Origin of the sequence: Dyadobacter sp. Leaf189, from assembly GCF_001424405.1 — a bacterium.
Taxonomy (GTDB): Bacteria; Bacteroidota; Bacteroidia; order Cytophagales; family Spirosomataceae; genus Dyadobacter.
The window spans coordinates 835,926-854,542 of sequence record NZ_LMPS01000005.1 but is presented as its reverse complement, the minus strand read 5'-3'; the positions used below and the strand labels follow the sequence as shown (position 1 = coordinate 854,542).

Here is an 18,617-nt window from a genome sequence, read left to right as displayed (position 1 = left end):
CTTTAAAGCCGGACAATACAACACGCGACACCACTATCTTAAGCTTAATAAATTATATTCTACTCAAAAAAACGTTGATCTACTTTCCACCTTTTGCCGCACCTGATTCAGTGTAAATCGGGTTGTTTTTGTTACCTCCCGACATCAGATATGCAACCAGATCGCGCAGCTCATTCGGGTTCAAACCATTGATTAAACCTGGCAGCATGACGGAAACAGTTGACAATTTAGAGGAAGCGACTTCTTTTTTGCTCAGTTTCCGTACTGTTTTGGAGTCAAACGGGTTTTGTGCGATGTAATAAAAATTCGCATCTTCATTGATCTGCCGTCCCACTATCGACTCGCCGTTTTTCATTGTATAAGCAATCGAGCCGAACTGATCAGAAATGGTTTTGTTCGGATCAATGATCGATTCGAGCATATCTTTCACTGAAAAACGGGTTCCGAGTTGTGTTAGGTCCGGACCCACATCAGAACCTTCACCCTGGATAACGTGGCAACGATTACATAGCACAGCAGAGAAAATCATTTTTCCTTTCTCAAAATCACGGTTAGCAAGACTATCCTGAACCAATGCAACTGCTTCTTCAACTTTCCATCCGCGGCCTGGACCTTTCGGAGTGTACAATTTTACAAGATCGTTTCCGGTTCCTGTAAGCAGCTCGGCACCAGATAGTTTGTTGTACTTAGCTACTTGATCCTGAGGTACATTCTTCAAGGCAAGCTGACGCGCTTTGTCGATAAAACCAATGTAACTACGACCGCCCTGGTAGCTGAATGCCTTTTTGAACCAGGTGAAATATTGCTCTCTCAAAGCAGGAGTCCAGCCAGTTTTGGCACTACTCAGCATAATTGCGTAGAATGTCTGCTGCTGTGGCGGCATTTTTTCAAGCAAACTTGCCAAGTCAAGACCGTACTGCGGATTTCTCAGGATCAGGTCAGCTGACGCTGTCACCATTTCGTTGTCCTTATCATCAAACTTCTCGTTTTTCTCGATCAGCGCCAGTGTCTTTTCAACCACTTTCGGTGCTTCGAGTGTCACAAGGATCTTGCTCAAAAAGCGATTTTGAAGCGCATTGGTTGATGGATATTTCGGGTTCAAATAAGCAATTACCGCTTGCTTTGTAGTTGCATCCGGCTGACCGGTACGGTACAGCGTTACTTCCACAGCGCGCAGCAATGCTTGCTTTTGCAGATCGTCGAGCTTCGCATAGTCGATCTTCGTCAAACCTTTGAGGATCGGCCCTCCTACTTTGGTCGAGTCACCTTCCCGTGCCAGTGCAATGGACGCGTAAATTAATGTTTGAGGATCTTTCTCTGCATAAACTTTATTCTCCCACTCTGCAACAGGCTGATGTTCAATAGCTAACCGCGCAGCGAATCTCAGGAAGCGATCAGGGCTTTTTAGGTAAGGCCAGGCAGTAGCGACTGCTTTCGGGTCTTTTTTCGCGTGGAATTTTTCCAACTCCGTGCGTTGCTTGTGCTCCGCTGTCAGTGTCGGCTTAACTGTGTTTGAACCTGCCGGGATATTTTTGTAGTCACCATAATAAACGCGATACAGATCTGATTCCAGACGACGGCCGCCGGTAAGAAAGTACAATGCGCCATCAGGGCCGATAGCTCCGTCCGTCAAGGGAAGCGGCGCGCCTGACAAAAACTCTTCGTGATCAGCCGAGTATGTGGATCCGTTGGGTTTCAAATGCAGGCCATGCACGATCCCGAAACTCCAGTCGAATGCCAGCAGCGTGTTTTTGTATTTAGCAGGAAAGCGGGCGTCACTCAGGTAGATCAGGTTGGTTGGCGATCCTTGTCCGATATTCATGATCGGTGAAAGGAAGTCAGCAAATGAAGGCGATGTGTTGGCTGATCCCGTTCTCCAACCGTAGTCGCCGCCACTTGTAGCATGACAAACGCGTGTCGGGCGGTACCAGGGAGTTCCGAAATCCCATTCCATATCTGAGTCATAAATGAACAGGTCGCCCGCTTCGTTGAATGCGATATCGTAAGAGTTACGGTATCCTGCACTTACCAGTTCCCAGTTTTTTCCTTCCGGATCGGTATGTGCGATCCAGCCGCCCGGCGCGTGCCTGTCAGCTGCATGTCCGCGTGGATCTTTGATGAATGGAAAAAGGTTATCGTTCTTCCAATTGGGCATCAAACGATAGCTGTCCATTTTCGGCAGGTCGGTGAAGTTACCTGCTACTACATAAAGCGATTGTTTGTCCGGTGAAAGCACAATGCTGTGCGGCCCGTGTTCACCTTCGCCCTTCAAGGCTTTCAGCAATGTGATCTTGTCATATTGATCATTGTTGTCTGTATCCTGTAAACGATACAATCCGCTACCCTTTGGAAATCTCGGGTTTTCGCGGTTATTGATCATGACATACAAGCTGTTGAAAGCATATAGCAAACCGTGCGCGTAGCCCATTGCCACTTTCGCAGTATCGCCTTCTACTTTCAGAGTCTCTACTGTTGGTTTTTCAGTAGAACCAATCGGAGGCAGTACCAGCCGGAACAGTCCGCCATATTGATCTGAGGTGATCATGCGACCTTTGTTATCAAAGGTCATTGAAACCCACGAGCCATTTTGTTCCTCGGAAGGACTATACAAATGTTCCGCTTTAAAACCTTCGGGTAATTTGATCTTGTCAACTTTCGAGCCTGGCGGACGGTGTTTAGCGGTTCGGTTACTTAGCATCACTCCACAGAAAACACATACAGCAACCAATACCGTAAGTGTCATTGGGAGTTTTAACCATTGTTTTTTCGTGTACATTTTACAGCTCAGCGTTAATAATTATAATTTGAAGAAAAGGTGATTCTCAGAAATTAGCTTGTCTGCATTGTTATTATGCCTCCATGCGGGAGTTAATCTTTCATTATTAGGATCTTAGTCTAACTGACTAAAACATAAATTATTCTGATTATAACAATATTAAAGCTAATGTTTCACGAGACCATCCTGTTGTGTCGGGGAAGCGATTATGGAATTCTCATTTTGAATGAGTGAATGAGTGAATGAGTGAATTTGGTTTTGCATGGCTTGGATTAAGTAGCCGGGGTCTTTTTGAATGAAAAAAGTACAGCTAGCCGGAGCTGCTGCACTTTTCTCGCTGAATAACTAAGAAGTTAAAGAATAAACTACTCCCACTCCAATCCTCCAACACATATTCTATCATTCAGTCATTCAAAACTCAACATTAAAAGTAGGGCGTCAATGCTGACTCCACGGCTGGAAGGCCATAGTAATCGTCGAGTACCGTAAATGCATTCGGCGGCGGAACTGCGCCTTTGGGGAAGTAGTAGGCTGCTGGATTTGCTTTTACTTTCGCTCCGTAAGCACCGATAATCTCCTTCACGCGTCCTGTTCTGGTCAGGTCAAACCAGCGTTTGTTTTCGAAAGCCAGTTCTACGCGCCTCTCTTTGAATATAGCTTCGCGCATTGTCACTTGTGACGTAGCTGTTGTGTTGGCAAGACCTGCGCGCTTACGTACCTGGTTGAGGTAAGTTGCCGCTTCGGCGGGTTTGCCTTGCTCATTCAGCGATTCGGCCAGGAACAGCAGCACTTCCGAATACCGGTACACAGGCCAGTTTTGACCCGTATTGTTATGAAGTGAATGCGTTTTTGCATACTTTTTAATATAAGGATAAACCTTGTTTTCAACCTGGCTCGAACTCAGCGTCACGTATCCGATTGATGCTTCCTTGCGTAAGTCACCCGGTTCGTAAGCAGCGATCAGGTCGGGCGTAGGAATGTTGTTACTCTCCTGAGAAGTTCCCTGCGGATTAGAAGTACCGGTGATCGGCGCGATTTCAGTTGCCGTAATTGGCGACGGAAGAAAACGATAAATCTGGTTTCCATTATAGCCCGCAGACCCTTCCATGTACTGGATTTCAAAAACCGACTCCTGGTTATTCTTGTTTCCCGTTGTAGTCGAGAATGCATTCGCATAGTCCGGCATCAATGCATAGCCGTCATTTGCAATTACATCTTTCATCAGCGGTTCCACTTTCGCCCACGATTTCTGAGTAAGATAAAGGTTCGCCAGCAGTGTTTTGGCAGCGCCGGAAGTAGCACGGCCAGCTTCTTGCTTGGCTTTGTTTGGCAAAAGGGTACTGGCTTCAATAGCATCTTTTTCAATCTGCGCATACACTTCTTCCGCAGTTGAAAGTGGCAATGCGGCATCCTCCCTGCTTGTTACCGGTTCAAGATGCAATGGCACTTTTCCGAACAACCGGATCAGGTCGAAGTAAGCAAATGCACGCAGGAACAGCGCCTGACCTTTGAGGTTCTTTTTGGCTGCTGCATCAAAATCCACACCATCTATCAGAACAAGAATCTGATTAGCGCGTGAAATGATCTGGTAATTCAGCCTGTATTGAACGAGCACATTGTCATTTGCAGTAACGCCGCCAGCTGTTGGGATTGCGAAGTCAGCCACGTTCTCAGTCGCGTCTACTGCACCGTAAAGTACATTCCTTGCATAATAAGTATTGTCCGAATGCATTTCTTCCAACACCCAGGCACGCTCGTTATACATTTGCCGGAAAGGCACATAGGCCGAATTGACAGCCTGCTCAAAGTCGTTTTGCGTCTTGAAGAAGACGCCGGAACTTAATGCAGTTTCAGGTATTACACTTAGGAAGTTATCGCCGCAGCTGCTCAGGATACTCGCCAGAAACAAGGCTGCTATATATCTTATTTTCATTTCTTTTCAGATTAAAATGGATCTGTAACTGATCTTACTAAAAGTTAAGGTTCACTCCCAGCGTCCAGGTACGTGGTACAGGATAGTTTGAGAAGTCGACACCCTGGCTCAGGTTACCGCCGTCACTTTGTCCGTCTGGCTGTGCGCTCGTTTCCGGGTTAGGTCCACCCCAATATTTCGTGAAAACATACACCTGCTGAATCGAAGCGTACAAGCGGGCTGATTTGAAGAATTTGTTTACAGCGCCGATGTTGTAGCCTACTGTCACGTTCTTGATCGTGAAGTAAGACGCGTTAGCCAGGAAGTGAGAACTGTTCCAGTCACGCTCAATCCCGGTGAAGTTTCCACCATTGTTAGTCGCGCCGAACCTGCCATCTCCTTTTGAAATCACAGTTGTAGCTATACCCACTCCTTTTTCGTTCGTCACATTCTTCACACGGAAACGATCTTTCACACCGGCAACCATGTTGAAAACGCCGTCGAGGTTGGCAGTACTGTACATGTGACGTACCCAAAGCTGGTTACCCTGCGATCCTGAACCAACAACGGAAAGATCCCAGTTTTTGAAGCTCAGGTTGTTGGTGATACCATAAGTGAACTTTGGAAAAGGACTTCCGATGATGGTACGGTCGTCGGCATCGCCACCGTAAGTGATTACACCGTCGCCATTCACATCACGTAATTTGATCGTTCCGATTGCTGAGCGGCCGGGTATCACGGGTGAGTTTGCAAGATCTTCGGCACTCTCGTAAAAACCTTCTTTCACCATTCCATAAAACTGGCCGAATGGTTGACCGACTTGCGTAATGTGGAAAGTACCATACACGCGGTCAATACCCGGGGCAAGTTCAAGGACTTTGTTGCGGTTGAATGAAATGTTTGCATTGGTAGTCCATTTCAACCTGCCGTCGAGGTTACGGGAAGTGATCGAAAATTCGTGTCCCCAAAACTTGATCTCACCAATGTTGTCATTGTAGTTGGTAAAGCCTGACTCCTGAGGAACCTGAACCGCATAAAGCAGATTGGTAGTACGCTTGGTGTAAAAATCATAAATGAACTGGATCCTGTCGTTGAACAAACCCAGATCAAGACCCGTATCAAATTGCTTGGTAGTTTCCCAGCCCAGGTTTGGGTTTGCAAGGGAAGTAACGTTTGCCCCAGGGCCAACTTTATCTCCAAACACAGCATTGTTCGGACTGATGAGAGCGTATTGCGTGTAGTTACCAATGTTGTTGTTCCCGATCACACCATAACTCGCGCGCAGTTTGGCAAATGAAACGCGGCTGATGGACTGCATAAAGTTTTCGTCAGAAACAACCCAGCCCGCGGATACCGACGGGAATGTTCCCCAGCGGTTTTCAGAACCGAAACGTGAAGATCCGTCAGCGCGGACAGCTGCAGTAAACAGGTACTTGCCTTTGTAGTTGTACGTCAGACGTGAAATGTAAGATAGCAGTGACCATTCATTTACACCATTGAAGGTATTGGAGCCAGAGATACCATTCACATTGAAGGTCCCGCCCCTGTCGATGTTCAATGCACCCTGGATTGTTGGCAGCCTGTCTTCGGTATAAGTATTGGTAGTAATCCGGTCAAATTCCTGGCGGAATTTCTGTTGTGTAAAACCACCCAGGAGTTCAAAATTGTGCTTTTCTCCAAAGCTGTGGTTATAAGTGGCAAGGTTCTCATTCAGCCAGGAGAAATTCTGATAGTTCTGGCGAATGGAAGAAGCAGTTGTCGGGATAGGTACGTTGATGGCGCTCGTAGCCGTCGACGGGTTGAAGAAGAAGAACTTGTTGCTCTCCATTTCAATGTTCAACGTCGATTTAAGCGTCAGCCCTCTGATCGGCTGATATTGAAGGAAACTGTTTCCGAGCAGTTTCGTGATTTTCGTTTCATTGGTCAGCTCTTCTGCTGCGCGCACCCAGTTTGGATAAGCGTAAATGTTCCCGGTGTTATCAGGGAAACGGTTGAATTTCGTCAAATCCCCGTTCGCGTCCCGGATCGGCATTACCGGCCAGGTATGCAGTGCATTGAAGAGGATACCCGTACCGCGGTCACCATCTGTTCTTGGTGTATTATCGTAAACATACTGCGGCGCGATATTAAAGCCGATTTTCACCTTGCTGGAAATGTCGTACTCCGTATTCATCCGCAGGGAAAAACGCTTGTAATTGTTATTGATAACAACCCCTTCCTGATTGAAAATACCCGCAACGAGTGAGGTACGCATATTTTCCTTGTTCGAGCTCACGGTCAGGTTGTAGCTCTGGATCGGTGCTGTACGCAGCAATGCATCGTACCAGTCATTATTCTGATTGGCAAATTGCTCGGGTTTGTCAAATGGAGCGGGAACTGTTCTGTTCTCATCTTCAAAGAGTTCTTTCTTGAATTGCGCAAATTCCTGCGCGGTCAGCATTTCAATGCGCCCTTTTTGAGGTACCTTCTGGAAACCGTAAAATGCATTGAATCCTACGCTGGTCTGTCCGGGTTTTCCTCTTTTTGTCGTGATCAGCACCACGCCGTTTGCTGCCCTGGAACCGTAAAGGGAGGTCGAGGCCGCATCTTTCAGTATTGTAATATCGTCAATTTCGTCCGGGTTCATTTGCGCGATTGTTCCGGTGATCGGAAAACCATCGACAACATATAGCGGATCACTGCCTGCTGTTACAGAAACCTGCCCGCGTATACGGACGGACATCCCCTGCCCCGGCTTACCCGTAGTCTGGTTGATCTGCACACCGGCAAGTCTTCCCTGCAATTTCTGGGTTACCTGCGAAACCGGGATATCTTTCAGCTCTTCGCTTTTGACAGTTTGCACAGCACCGGTGATCTCTTTTTTCAGCTGGCTACCGTAGCCGACAACCACTACTTCCGAAAGTGCTTTCGAGTCGGAGAGCAGTTTAATGTCAACTGTATTGTTGCTGCCGACAGCGACTTCCTGAGACACAAAACCAACGGAAGAAAAGACCAGAGTTCCGCCCTGATCTGGTACGTTAATCGAATAAGCACCTTCCGCGTCGGAAACTGTCCCAATGGTAGTTCCTTTGAGAAGGATACTTACACCGGGCACACTTGCACCACTTTCATCGGTTACTTTGCCCTTGATATTCTTGTCGATCGCAACTCTACCACTTTCGGTATATGCATTCGGGATCGCGTAGTTGTTACCGGCGTACGCATTCAGTCCACAAGCTGCGCCAATGAGCACCTGGCTCAATGAGAGTTTAATGAACGAATTCAATCCGGAACAATAGGGAAATTGTCGAAATTGATTCATAGGATTTAGCATTAATGTTTTTTGTCGAGGTTTTCCCCATGGGGGACTTTTGGAGTTGAGAATTACTTTACTGGCTGACTTTTGGCATACGATCCGGGTTTAAGTGAATAATGATCAGGGTTAGGAATAGTCGGTAACTAATTGAAATACTTGTATTTAATCTTATTTAAATCATATTGAATTTCAGGTGTACCAATTGCCTCATAATGAGTCAAGTACACAAAAGATGAAGAGAGTTGGTAGTTGTAAATAGGAATACTCTAAGAACAAACTGGCTTGCGTAGTATGAAAAGCCAATCTTTAATTCTCAAAGTAATATTTCTGCAATAGTAGAATGATTACCAGTATCGACTGTCCTGCTCTGTCTGGTTTTAAGGAATATTTAATTTTCCTTGTTTTTGCAGGATGAATTGGTGAAGGACTTGCTGTATTTAGATGTTAGCAAAGAAGGAGAAAGTACTCCCTACGCAGTGTAGGGAGTGACAGTATATTGCTACTTTAATTTTGAATTGCAGGGAATGTTCGGGTTTGATTGAGTGCTCAGGCAAGCCCGAGTTTCTTTTTGCAAACCTTTGTAAATAAACGAAGAGCAAAATAAAAGCCCGCCGTTTTACCGTTAATCATGTCTGACTTTGCCTTTAGTAATTCCGGATGAACCATATCGTACAACTTTTGCTGGCGCAAAGAGATATCTACGGATTTGTCTTTTGTAAATACGAGTATGTTTTGTTTATACCACCAAAAAATGTCCGGATTGTTCCAGAAGTACGGCCTCAGAACATCGTGACAAGTATACCCGTGTTGTTCAAACTTCTGTATCCAATAAGTTGGCCATTGCTCGTTGATGTGATTTTGCCCACCCTGGCCGGGTATGGCAGCAGAGAAAACAACATTGTCACTTAATGAAACTATGTTTTCGATAAACCGGTCTGCGCTTGCAGGTGAAAGGTGTTCTGCGACCTCCAAGCTTATTGCAAGATCAAACCTGTCTTTAACATCCAGAATCCGCTCTTGTAGATCCGTTTCTTTGAATTCATCCTCCTTAAGATATTTTTTGAGGAGGGTTTTATCAACCCAAGGTCCATCCATTCCAAGTACCCGGTCAACGCCCTGTTCCTTGAAGCAATAAAGGAAAGTCCCCAACCCGCATCCGAAATCCACAACACTTTTTGGCTGGAATATTTGCACCAGTATCGGTGTGATCTCCTTTGGTGACTTTAAATTGTAAAGTTCTTCTGAATGAAAAAACGTGGTTTGGGTCATATACAACTCCGTTGACATTGATGATTGAGCATTGTCGCTCCTGCCAAAAAAATGATCTTAACTGTTGAATATCTAATAATTTCTCAACTAGTTATTAAGCGGCTTTGCGTGGTGATTATAAGGCTTATGCAAGATCAGATTGAGTCAATTTACCAAAACAAAACGAAGAATGACCTATTAACTCAGCAATTCCATTACGGCCTTCCCTTTTCCGTCCGGCGTTGTATAGAATGGGCGCTTTTCAACTTCATATTGAGTGTCTTCCGCAATGCCGAGTGCGTGGTAGATCGTCTGGTGCACACCATCAATTTTGATTGGGTTTTCAATGGTTTTGCAGGGACGTTCGTCTGCGGTTTTTCCATAAACAAACCCTTTTTTGATACCGCCTCCGAACATCAGCATGGAACATCCGTCGGTGAAATGCCGGTGCATTCCGTAAAATTTCAGGTCGGAAAGAATGTCGGGCTGGGCCACTTGTTCCAGTACCTTGGCATCAGGTCTGCCTTCTACCATCATATCGCGGCTGAATTCACTTGCCAAAACGACCATTGTACGATCCAACAGGCCCTTTTCATCCAGGTCTTTGATCAGCTGCGCCACAGGTCCATCGATCTGTTTCTTCATTTCTTCCAGGCGGGTATGTCCGTTTTCATGTGTATCCCAGCCTTTAAACGGCTCATATTCTGTGGTGACACTAATGAAGCGGGCACCTTGTTCCGTAAGCCGGCGCGCGAGCAGGCAACCAAGTCCGAATTTGCCTGTATTATAAATGTCGTAGCTTTTTTTAGGTTCGGTACTCAGGTCAAATGCTTTCGACTCTGGTGAATTCAGCAATGCATAAGCCTGCTCCATAGACCGCTTCAAGGACTCGCGCTGGTAGTCGCTGCCGAACTCTCCGACGGGACTATTGTTGATCAGTTCATTGTAAAGCTGGTTCCTGCGCTCAAATCTTTTTGCATCCATTCCAACCGGCGGACGAACACTTTCAAGTCCCTGGCTAGGATCAGGAATAAAGAACGGACCAAATTCATTTCCCAAAAAGCCGGCAGTATGGAAAGCTTTCAGCTCTTCGGCTTCCCCCACCGTGAATCGCTGACCGATATCCACGAATGCAGGAATAACAGGATTTTTAGGTCCGAGCTCTTTGGCGATCCAGGAACCAATATGCGGCGCAGCGACTGTTTGCGGCGGCTCATAGCAGGTATGCCAGTGGTACTGGTGGCGCGAATGCAGGATGTGCCCCATGTCGGCTGCCACATAAGACCGGATCAGCGTGCCTTTGTCCATTACATTTCCGATCGATTGTAGACCTTCGGAAAAGTGAATTCCGTCCAGCTTGGTAGGCAGCGATTTGAAAGTACTCAGTACGCGGTTGCCTTCCATATCCTTCTCGAAAGGCGTGTACAATTTGGGATCAAAGGTCTCGGTATGGGCCATTCCTCCCGCCATCCATAAAAGGATTACCGTGTCGGCCGAAGAGTTAGACTTGCTTTTACAGGAAGAAAGCAGGTTTGAAACGGGAGCTCCCGCGGCGAGCGCAGCCAGTGTTGCGGCACTGGCATGCTGCAAAAACTCCCTCCTATTCCATTTGCTCTGCATTGTCATAATATTTTAAACTAATAATAATGAACAACTTAGGTAAATTAACATTTAAGACTTTTATCAAGTAGCGCCTGTATGGTAATATTAATTGTTAAAAAAGATTTATACGTCTCGCGCTTATCATTAGTATTTTACTTTTAATACTTTATGTAAGTTCTGTAAGTATCGATCTTAATATATTAATTGAAACTCTGGTACTAAGGCGATAGCCCAAACCAGATCCTGAATTCCTTCTTCACTTGGCGCAGGTCCGAGGATCTTTTTCGCTGCTGCGATCTCCTTTGGTAATGGCGTTCGTCCAAGCGCTTTCCGGTACAATGCAGTTACCAGCGAATCCGAAGTCTGGTATTTCGCCTTCCATTCCTTGGATCCTGATTTCAGTGTTTCAGTAAACTTATTCCCATTGGTCAGTTCCAATGCCTGCAACAGGTTGGCCTGTGAGGTACGGCTTGTACTGACGGTCTCCCGGTTTGGCCGGCCAAGCGAAGTTAGGAACGGGTCGTTTTTCACAAAGGCAGCACGGGCAAATGGCAGTCGCTGCCTGATATCTTCCGGCAACCGCTTGTACATGATCGCTGAATCGGAGTACATTGGTTTGAATGCAATACTGATCGCATCCGAGAATTGCTCGGCAGAGAGGCGCCTTCTCACCATTCCGGTAAATTTGAAATCATTCGCCATAATGTCTCCCGCTTCTTTCACCGAGGTAGAAGGAAGCTGATACGTTTTGGAAGTGACAATAGTATAGATCAGCTTTTTCATGTCGTATCCATTTGCCACGAAATCAGAAGCGAGCCAGTCCAGGAGGTCTTCACTCCAGGGAACATTGTCCATTACATCTACGGGCTCCACAATGCCGCGGCCCATCAACTGTGCCCAAACCCGGTTAACTACCGTTCTGTATAGCCGGCCGTCTTTGGGTTGCACCAGATAATCTGCCAGCTGGCGCAGGCGCTTCTCAGTCGGTGCATCCACGCTGATCTCACCCAGTTCAGGGAAAAGCATTTTGGTACCAGCGATTTTTCCGGTCGGCTTATCGCAGTGGTTAATTTCAAGGAGCGTATCGGCAAAGATGTTTGCGAATGCATAGGCATCTGCCAACTTCCAGTCACTTACGAAACTATCGTGGCAAGAGGCACATTTGAGGTTAAGTCCCAGAAATACCTGCGATACATTTTGTGCAGCCTGCATTTCGGTGCGCTGGCTCGAATTGATAGTGCCCCTCCATTTGATCCCTTTAATAAATCCTTCCGATTCCTTGTTCGGACTGATCAGTTCTTTCACAAACCAGTTATATGGCTTGTTGCTTTGCAAAGAGCTGTAAAGCCATTTGGTAATATCAAACCGGCCGCCGGTAATGTAGCCGGTACCTGTATAATCGTTTCGGAGCGCATCGTTCCAAAACGACATCCAGTGTTGGGCGTAATCATCATTGCGGTTCAAAAGCTCTCTCGCAAGTACTTCACGCTTGTCCGGCCGGGTATCTGCAACGAATGCGTCAACTTTCTCTGGCGGCGGCAAAAGTCCGATAATGTCGAGGTAAACGCGACGGATATAGAGCCGATCATCAACAGCTGACTTCCACGTCACATTATTCTTTTTGAAGTATGCATTGACAAACAGGTCGACGGGTTTATTCAACTCCGCGGTAGCAGCCGGAACCGCCGGTGTTCTTGGTTCAAGGGCTGCAACGCGGTAAATGCTTTTTTGCTGTCCATCCGGCCATAATGCCCCTTTTTCAATCCAGAATTTCAGGACATTCACTTCACGTTCCGTCAGCCTTTTGCCTTTGGTCGGCATTGCTTCCTTGTCGCCTTTGGGTAGAGTAATGCGACGGATGATCTCACTTTTGTCAGGATGATTGGGGACAACCACAGGGCCGCCTTCGCCTCCTTTCATAATGGCTTCTTTGCTATCGAGCCGCAGGTCGCCTTTTGTTTTGGTTTCGCTGTGGCAGCTGTAACAGTTGTGTGCAAGAATGGTGCGTACTTCCACATTCAGGTTTTGCACCTGCTCGGGACTCAATGCGCCTGTGTTGGTAAGTACAAAATCAGCTTCATCAGTACCCGCAGGTTCTTTCGGTTCGGACGAGGATGGTAACACGCTGGACAGGTAATCGTCGCCGTGGGTAAGCATTGCTCCGTAGTGTCCGGCGAACGATACGCCGAAAACTGTAACGAAAAGCAGGGAGCGGAAAAGGGAGCGGTTTCTTGATCTTAATGCAAAGGTAGCTGCAACCGCAAGTGTCATGGTTGCTATCCCAGACCATTTATGGATTTCGAAGCTGGTACCGCTCGCATCTTCCGAATCGGCCAGCAATAATCCGAAAACAACAGCGAGCAATGCACTTCCTGCGCCGACCCACGTCACGATAGCAGTAGCGTCGCGCAATGCAGCCGACTTACGCCGCCAGTCCATTAACTCAAGTAAAAGGGCAACCAGCAGTAATCCGATTGGGAAATGGACCATCAAAGGGTGCAACCGGCCTAAAAACTGCCACAGCCAGAATGTTTCGTTTGCTTGAAGTAACACAATCTAAAAAATTAGGGGTTCAGGAATAATCGGGAGTTTGACGTAGAATACACAATACTAGAACGTTGACTGCTATTTTCTATCCTGTTCTGTCTTGTGAAGCTTTTATGCTATATAGTTATTGAATGAAATCCGGGGTGTGTAAGTATCGCAACTTAGTAAGGACATTATTAGTAAGTTAACGAATATAGCTCATATAAGTTATAGTTTTTATCGGGGAAACACAATTGCTAGTGTTTCCCCGATGCATTGTTTAGTATCCCGGGTTCTGAGTCAGTTTTGCATTGATCAGGATCTGCGGTGCAGGGATCGGCAGCACGTACTCATTTTCAGTATACACATAGTCAGTCGAGTTGAACGGAACATTCCCCCTGTCGATGGTAGGCTTCGCTCTTTCGCGTGCGCCGTGAGCATTCATGAATGCAGCCCATTGTGCAGGTGTCATGGTTCTTTTCAGGTCAAACCAGCGCTGATTCTCGAATGCGAGTTCCAGCCTGCGTTCTTTCAGTACAGCTGTCCTGAATGTGTTCTTGTCCAAACCTGTCAATGCGGCCAAACCGGCACGTTTGCGAACCTGATTTAAGAAATCATAAGCTTCCGCTGTGGGGCCGCTTTGTTCATTAATAGCTTCGGCGAGCATCAGCAGCACGTCGGCGTAGCGGAGTACCGGCCAGTTGGTGTTGGTCCGTCCAATAATGGTATGCGGATAATTGTATTTCGCTACGTAAGGAACAGGATAGACTTTGCCGTCGAGCGTAAAACTCGTTTTAAGAGAGATATCTTTTCTCAGGTCGCCCGTTTCGTAGGCTTCTATGATATCGTTGGTTGGAGAATTTCGGCCTCCGTTTCCACCAGCTGCATAACCCGTCACCGCGCCTTTGGATACCCTTGGAGCAAACACATACTGGAAGCTGCTCCATTCACCGAGGTCATTATCTCCCTGGTACTGGATCTCGAAAATAGATTCAATCCCGTTCTTCTTGGCAGGCGCCGGATCGAAGTTATCTGCATAGTTTGCATTCAATGCATATCCCATCGTGGTCACTTCTTTCAAAGTGGTAACGGCGTCGGCATATCTTTTCAGCGTGAGATATGATTTACCCAAAAGACTCAATGCGGCTCCTTTGGTCACACGTCCCTTGTCTGCTGCATTTGCATACCTGGCAGGCAATGAAGCAGCCGCTTCTTTGAGGTCTTTCTCAATCTGCGCCCATACTTCCGCCTGAGGTGATCTTACCAGGTCAAATGCAGGATCAGGGGTAGCCAATGTAGATGTGACGATCACCACATCTCCGAAGTACTGCACCAGGTTGAAATACAGATAACCTCTCAGAAACTTCAACTGGCCCTCGATTTCCTTCCGCGGACCTTCGTCTATAGTCGCGTCCGCCATTTTTTCAAGTGTCAGGTTGAGATTGTAGAGGGTCGCGTAGTAGCTGTTCCAAAGCGCTGCTATTTCCCCATTGCCAGAGTTGACTGTGCCGTACTCGAATGCTTCCCAGCCGCCCGCGCCACCTCTGTCCGAGGGATTCAGGTCGATTGTCGTATTATCGGTATAAAACTCACCAAAGAGATAGCCGGTGTTTGTCAAGCTCTGAACTTGCCCGTAAACGCCATTCAATGCCTGTTTTACCTGCGCTTCATTCTTATAGAATACATCCACGCCCACTTTCGTCGGGTCGGTCTGGTTCAGAAAGTCTTCACTGCAGGACGATTGCAGGAGCCCGAGTGCTATGATTCCGATTATGATTTTACTTTTCATTACAAATGTTGTTAGAAGTTCACTTTTATACCGGCAGAGTAAGTTCTTGGGACAGGATACGACTCGTCATCGTTATTGAGCTCCGTCCCGCCGCGCACACCGGCATCAGGGTTATTTCCAGGATATTTCGTGATCAGGAACAAGTTGGCTGCATTGATGAAAATGCGCGCGTCGGACAATACGCCCTTTACTCTCGGGATTGTATAGCCGATTGTTACGTTTTTGATCCAGGTGTGGGTACCGTCGTACACGTAACGTTCGCTGCTCTCGCGTGACCATTTGAAGTAGTCAGTACCGCCTTGTGAATGCTTGTCAGCAGGATTTGAGCCAGGGTTTTGCGGCGATCTCCACCGGTCTTTTGCTTTATCGAGTACATTGAACACACCATCCATATTCATGGTAGATGCCTCAATGTTTCTGTAAATGTCAAAATCGTAAGCGCCCATTAACAATACACTGAAATCAAAACCTTTGTAGTCTCCATTGACAGTCCACGCCCAGTTAAACTTGGGATTCGGGTTCCCGATAATGGTCATATCCTTGGTATCGTAGGAAACAATTCCGTCAGGGCCGCCGTCGGGTGCACCGTGCAAATCGGCGAATATCATCGCGCCTGGTACAGCACCTTCCTGCAATGGCGCCTTGTTGATCTCATCCTGCGTATTGAAGATACCCAGCTTGCGATAGCCGAAGATCATACCGATAGGTTGTCCAACCTGCTGGATATTGTAGCCGCCATATTGGCTACCCTGCAGAATGAAGTCGTTCTGGCCTCTGATCGCAAGTACTTTGTTGCGGTTAACGGTCACGTTCGCATTGGTACGAAGGTTAACTCGTCCCAGTTTGATCCGGTAATTGGCAGCAAACTCAAAACCCTGGTTTTGAACTTTACCCAAATTTTTGAGAGTAGATGTAAAGCCCGATACCGCCGGAATGCTGTAACCAAGCAGCATGTCATCGGTGATCTTCTTATAGTATTCTAATGTAAAGACCAGTTTGTTGTTAAATGTGGCAAGATCCAAGCCTACATTCAGCTGGTTGGATTTTTCCCACGAAAGCTCCGAGTTAGCAAAGCGCGTCACTGTTTTACCGGAAGCAAGGGAGTTGCCGAGTACGTAGTTGTTGATTCCAAGGAATGCCAGACTCGCGTAGTTACCATCATCGCCTGCATTTTGTCCGACACCAAAGTTGTTGTTGGCGCTCACTGCATAGCTGTTGTTACCTGTCATACCCCAGCTGGCGCGGAGTTTAAGGTCAGTCAGCCAGGCCGCTTTCGGGATAAAACGTTCTTCTGAAATTCTCCAACCCACAGAGGCCGCAGGGAAGTTACCAAACTGGTGTCCCTCGCTGAACCGGGAGCTACCTTCACGACGGATTGAAGCTGAAAGCAGGTACTTGTCTTTGAACGAATAGTTGGCACGCGCCATGTAAGCAAGCATTGTCCAGGTTCTTTCCATAGAATTGGAAGAGCGGATCGTCGCATTGCCCAGGAATGGAGCCAGGTCATCCGGGAAGGTGTTGCCACTTCCGTATAATCCTTTCACTGTTTCCTGCTGTGCAGTATAACCCAGCAATGCGTCAAAATGGTGATTTTCGCCAATGTTGAGATCGTAGGTCAGCAACTGGTCAGCAGCGTAGTTACGCAGTTCTTCCGAATCGTCACGTTCTGTGGCAATCCGCGGAGGCGCGCCGTTGCTGCCTGTCGATACTGGCAGACCAATCGTGGAAGGGACGAATTCCTTGTACCTGTTATAATTGATCTTTGCATTCAATGAAGACCTGAACTTCAAACCCGGCAGGATATTCAGCTCTATGTACCCGTTGGAAAGTACATCTGCAATATTCCTGTCACGGTTGATATTCTTTAACATATATAATGGATTGGGGAAACCGAATACATCGCCCACTCCATTATAGAAAGGGATCAGGTCTCCTTTTTCATCGTAAGCAGGGTAGCGCGGGTCGGCGATCAGGGTGAGGCCAACTTGTGCATTACGTCCGTCGGTACTTGCCAGGCTGGACCTGGAATAGCTACCCGCGATGTTCACGCCCATTGTGATGAACTTGTTTACCTTGCCCATCAGGTTGGTACGTATTGAAGCCCGGTCGTAATCTGTGTATTTCAATGCACCTGCTTCTTTATAATAACCCGCTGAAATCACGGACTTGATCGGGCCTGAGCCGGACGAAAGCGTTACGTTCACATCCGTATAGGGTGCATTGTTATGCAGGATCAGGTCAAACCAGTTGGTTGAGTATTTAGTCTGGTCCGGATAGCGAAAGTCCATAGGGATCTCCTCAATTGTCGGGTTACGCTTATTGGCGAGCAAAAATCTTCCTTCAAAAACCTCCTTTTTGAACTGCGCAAAATCCTGTCCGTTCAAAACCTTTGTTTTGCGCGACTCAGGTACATTCTGCACACCATAATCGACAGATATATTAAGTGAAGTTTTCCCTTCCTTGGCCGATTTGGTGGTAATCAAAACCACCCCGTTGGAACCACGTGCACCGTAAATGGCAGTTGAGGCTGCATCTTTTAACACCGATATGGTTTCAATATCATTCGGGTTCAGGTTTTGTCCTGCTGAGATACCTACCGGGAACCCGTCGATTACGTACAATGGATCGCTACCGGCTCCAAGTGAGCTGATACCGCGGACCTTTACCTCGAACTGCTGACCCGGTGTACCGCTCTTTTGCTTGATAATCACCCCCGGTGCCTGTCCCTGGATCATCCTGGTCACATTGGATTTGGGAACTTCACCGATGTCCTGGATATTGATCACGGAAAGCGCAGAAGTAATGTCGCGCTTGCGCTGGGTACCGTAGCCGACCACGACCACTTCTTCCAATGCTTTGGTATCAACTGCCAGCTGCACATCAATCGCACTTTGATTTCCCACCGTAACATCTTTCGTCAGGTAGCCTACGAAAGAGAAAACTAACACGCTGTTGCCCGTTTCAGGTACATTGAGCGAGTAGCGGCCGTCAGCGTCGGATACAGTTCCTGAGCTCGAACCTTTGATAATCACACTTACGCCGGGCAGCGAGAGACCTTTGTCGTCAGTTACTTTACCCGTGATCGTTCTGTCGACGGTCGCGTGGATCGCCGGGTTTAGACCGGCAGGTGCATTGGTTTCGGCATTTGTCACACCGGTAAACAGGATTCCCATGAACACTTGCGGTAACAGTACTCTCGGAAGCACTTTCAGGCAGGTGTCACGATTCAATAGTCGAGGTAGATGCATAGTTTAGGATTGGGGTTGGTTGAACTGTTGGGTTTGTTTTAACACGAATGCATTTGTAAATGCTTTTAAGCATAGGAAACAGGTTTAGTGGATAATGAAAAAAGAAAAACCTGTTAATGCCTCCGGATAAGCGGGAGCAAAAACAGCGGGTGATGATGAAGATGATTTGTACTTAATAAATGCAATTTTTGATTCGAATTGTACTTTAATCCTACAATAGT

Annotated in this window: 8 protein-coding genes; all 8 read right to left on the bottom strand. The window is 47.0% G+C overall.

Annotation, left to right across the window (positions count from 1 at the left end; translation table 11 throughout):
- Positions 1-79 precede the first annotated feature (79 nt).
- The 8 genes from ASG33_RS17925 to ASG33_RS17890 all read right to left on the bottom strand — a co-directional run bounded on the left by ASG33_RS17925 (position 80) and on the right by ASG33_RS17890 (position 18,321).
- A complete protein-coding gene (locus tag ASG33_RS17925) occupies positions 80-2,776 on the bottom strand; it encodes a c-type cytochrome (protein ID WP_056288188.1) in 2,697 nt (898 codons plus the stop codon).
- Between the two features lie 424 nt (positions 2,777-3,200).
- Positions 3,201-4,709: a RagB/SusD family nutrient uptake outer membrane protein gene (locus ASG33_RS17920; protein WP_056288186.1), complete on the bottom strand. Its 1,509-nt coding sequence runs from the start codon at positions 4,707-4,709 to the stop codon at positions 3,201-3,203.
- A gap of 37 nt (positions 4,710-4,746) precedes the next feature.
- On the bottom strand, positions 4,747-7,989 hold the full coding sequence (locus ASG33_RS17915) for a TonB-dependent receptor (protein ID WP_056288182.1): 3,243 nt from the start codon (positions 7,987-7,989) through the stop codon (positions 4,747-4,749).
- 540 nt (positions 7,990-8,529) lie between these two features.
- Complete coding sequence (locus ASG33_RS17910; RefSeq protein WP_162242756.1) at positions 8,530-9,252, bottom strand: bifunctional 2-polyprenyl-6-hydroxyphenol methylase/3-demethylubiquinol 3-O-methyltransferase UbiG; 723 nt, start codon at positions 9,250-9,252, stop codon at positions 8,530-8,532.
- A 177-nt stretch (positions 9,253-9,429) separates the two neighbouring features.
- Positions 9,430-10,851 (bottom strand): DUF1501 domain-containing protein, encoded by a 1,422-nt coding sequence (locus ASG33_RS17905; RefSeq protein WP_056288655.1) that lies wholly within the window; start codon positions 10,849-10,851, stop codon positions 9,430-9,432.
- Positions 10,852-11,025: 174 nt separating this feature from the next.
- Entirely contained in the window at positions 11,026-13,323 is a 2,298-nt protein-coding gene (locus ASG33_RS17900) for a PSD1 and planctomycete cytochrome C domain-containing protein (protein WP_229238721.1), read from the bottom strand.
- 316 nt (positions 13,324-13,639) lie between these two features.
- A complete protein-coding gene (locus ASG33_RS17895) occupies positions 13,640-15,148 on the bottom strand; it encodes a RagB/SusD family nutrient uptake outer membrane protein (protein WP_056288176.1) in 1,509 nt (502 codons plus the stop codon).
- Between the two features lie 11 nt (positions 15,149-15,159).
- A complete protein-coding gene (locus ASG33_RS17890) occupies positions 15,160-18,321 on the bottom strand; it encodes a TonB-dependent receptor (RefSeq protein ID WP_157474829.1) in 3,162 nt (1,053 codons plus the stop codon).
- Positions 18,322-18,617 lie beyond the last annotated feature (296 nt).

What these genes read in the sequence shown, in the direction of transcription:
- ASG33_RS17925 (WP_056288188.1), bottom strand. Translation starts at nt 2,776, where the DNA reads ATGTACACGAAAAAACAATGGTTAAAACTCCCAATGACACTTACGGTA.
- ASG33_RS17920 (WP_056288186.1), bottom strand. Translation starts at nt 4,709, where the DNA reads ATGAAAATAAGATATATAGCAGCCTTGTTTCTGGCGAGTATCCTGAGC.
- ASG33_RS17915 (WP_056288182.1), bottom strand. Translation starts at nt 7,989, where the DNA reads ATGAATCAATTTCGACAATTTCCCTATTGTTCCGGATTGAATTCGTTC.
- ASG33_RS17910 (WP_162242756.1), bottom strand. Translation starts at nt 9,252, where the DNA reads ATGACCCAAACCACGTTTTTTCATTCAGAAGAACTTTACAATTTAAAG.
- ASG33_RS17905 (WP_056288655.1), bottom strand. Translation starts at nt 10,851, where the DNA reads ATGCAGAGCAAATGGAATAGGAGGGAGTTTTTGCAGCATGCCAGTGCC.
- ASG33_RS17900 (WP_229238721.1), bottom strand. Translation starts at nt 13,323, where the DNA reads ATGGTCCATTTCCCAATCGGATTACTGCTGGTTGCCCTTTTACTTGAG.
- ASG33_RS17895 (WP_056288176.1), bottom strand. Translation starts at nt 15,148, where the DNA reads ATGAAAAGTAAAATCATAATCGGAATCATAGCACTCGGGCTCCTGCAA.
- ASG33_RS17890 (WP_157474829.1), bottom strand. Translation starts at nt 18,321, where the DNA reads ATGGGAATCCTGTTTACCGGTGTGACAAATGCCGAAACCAATGCACCT.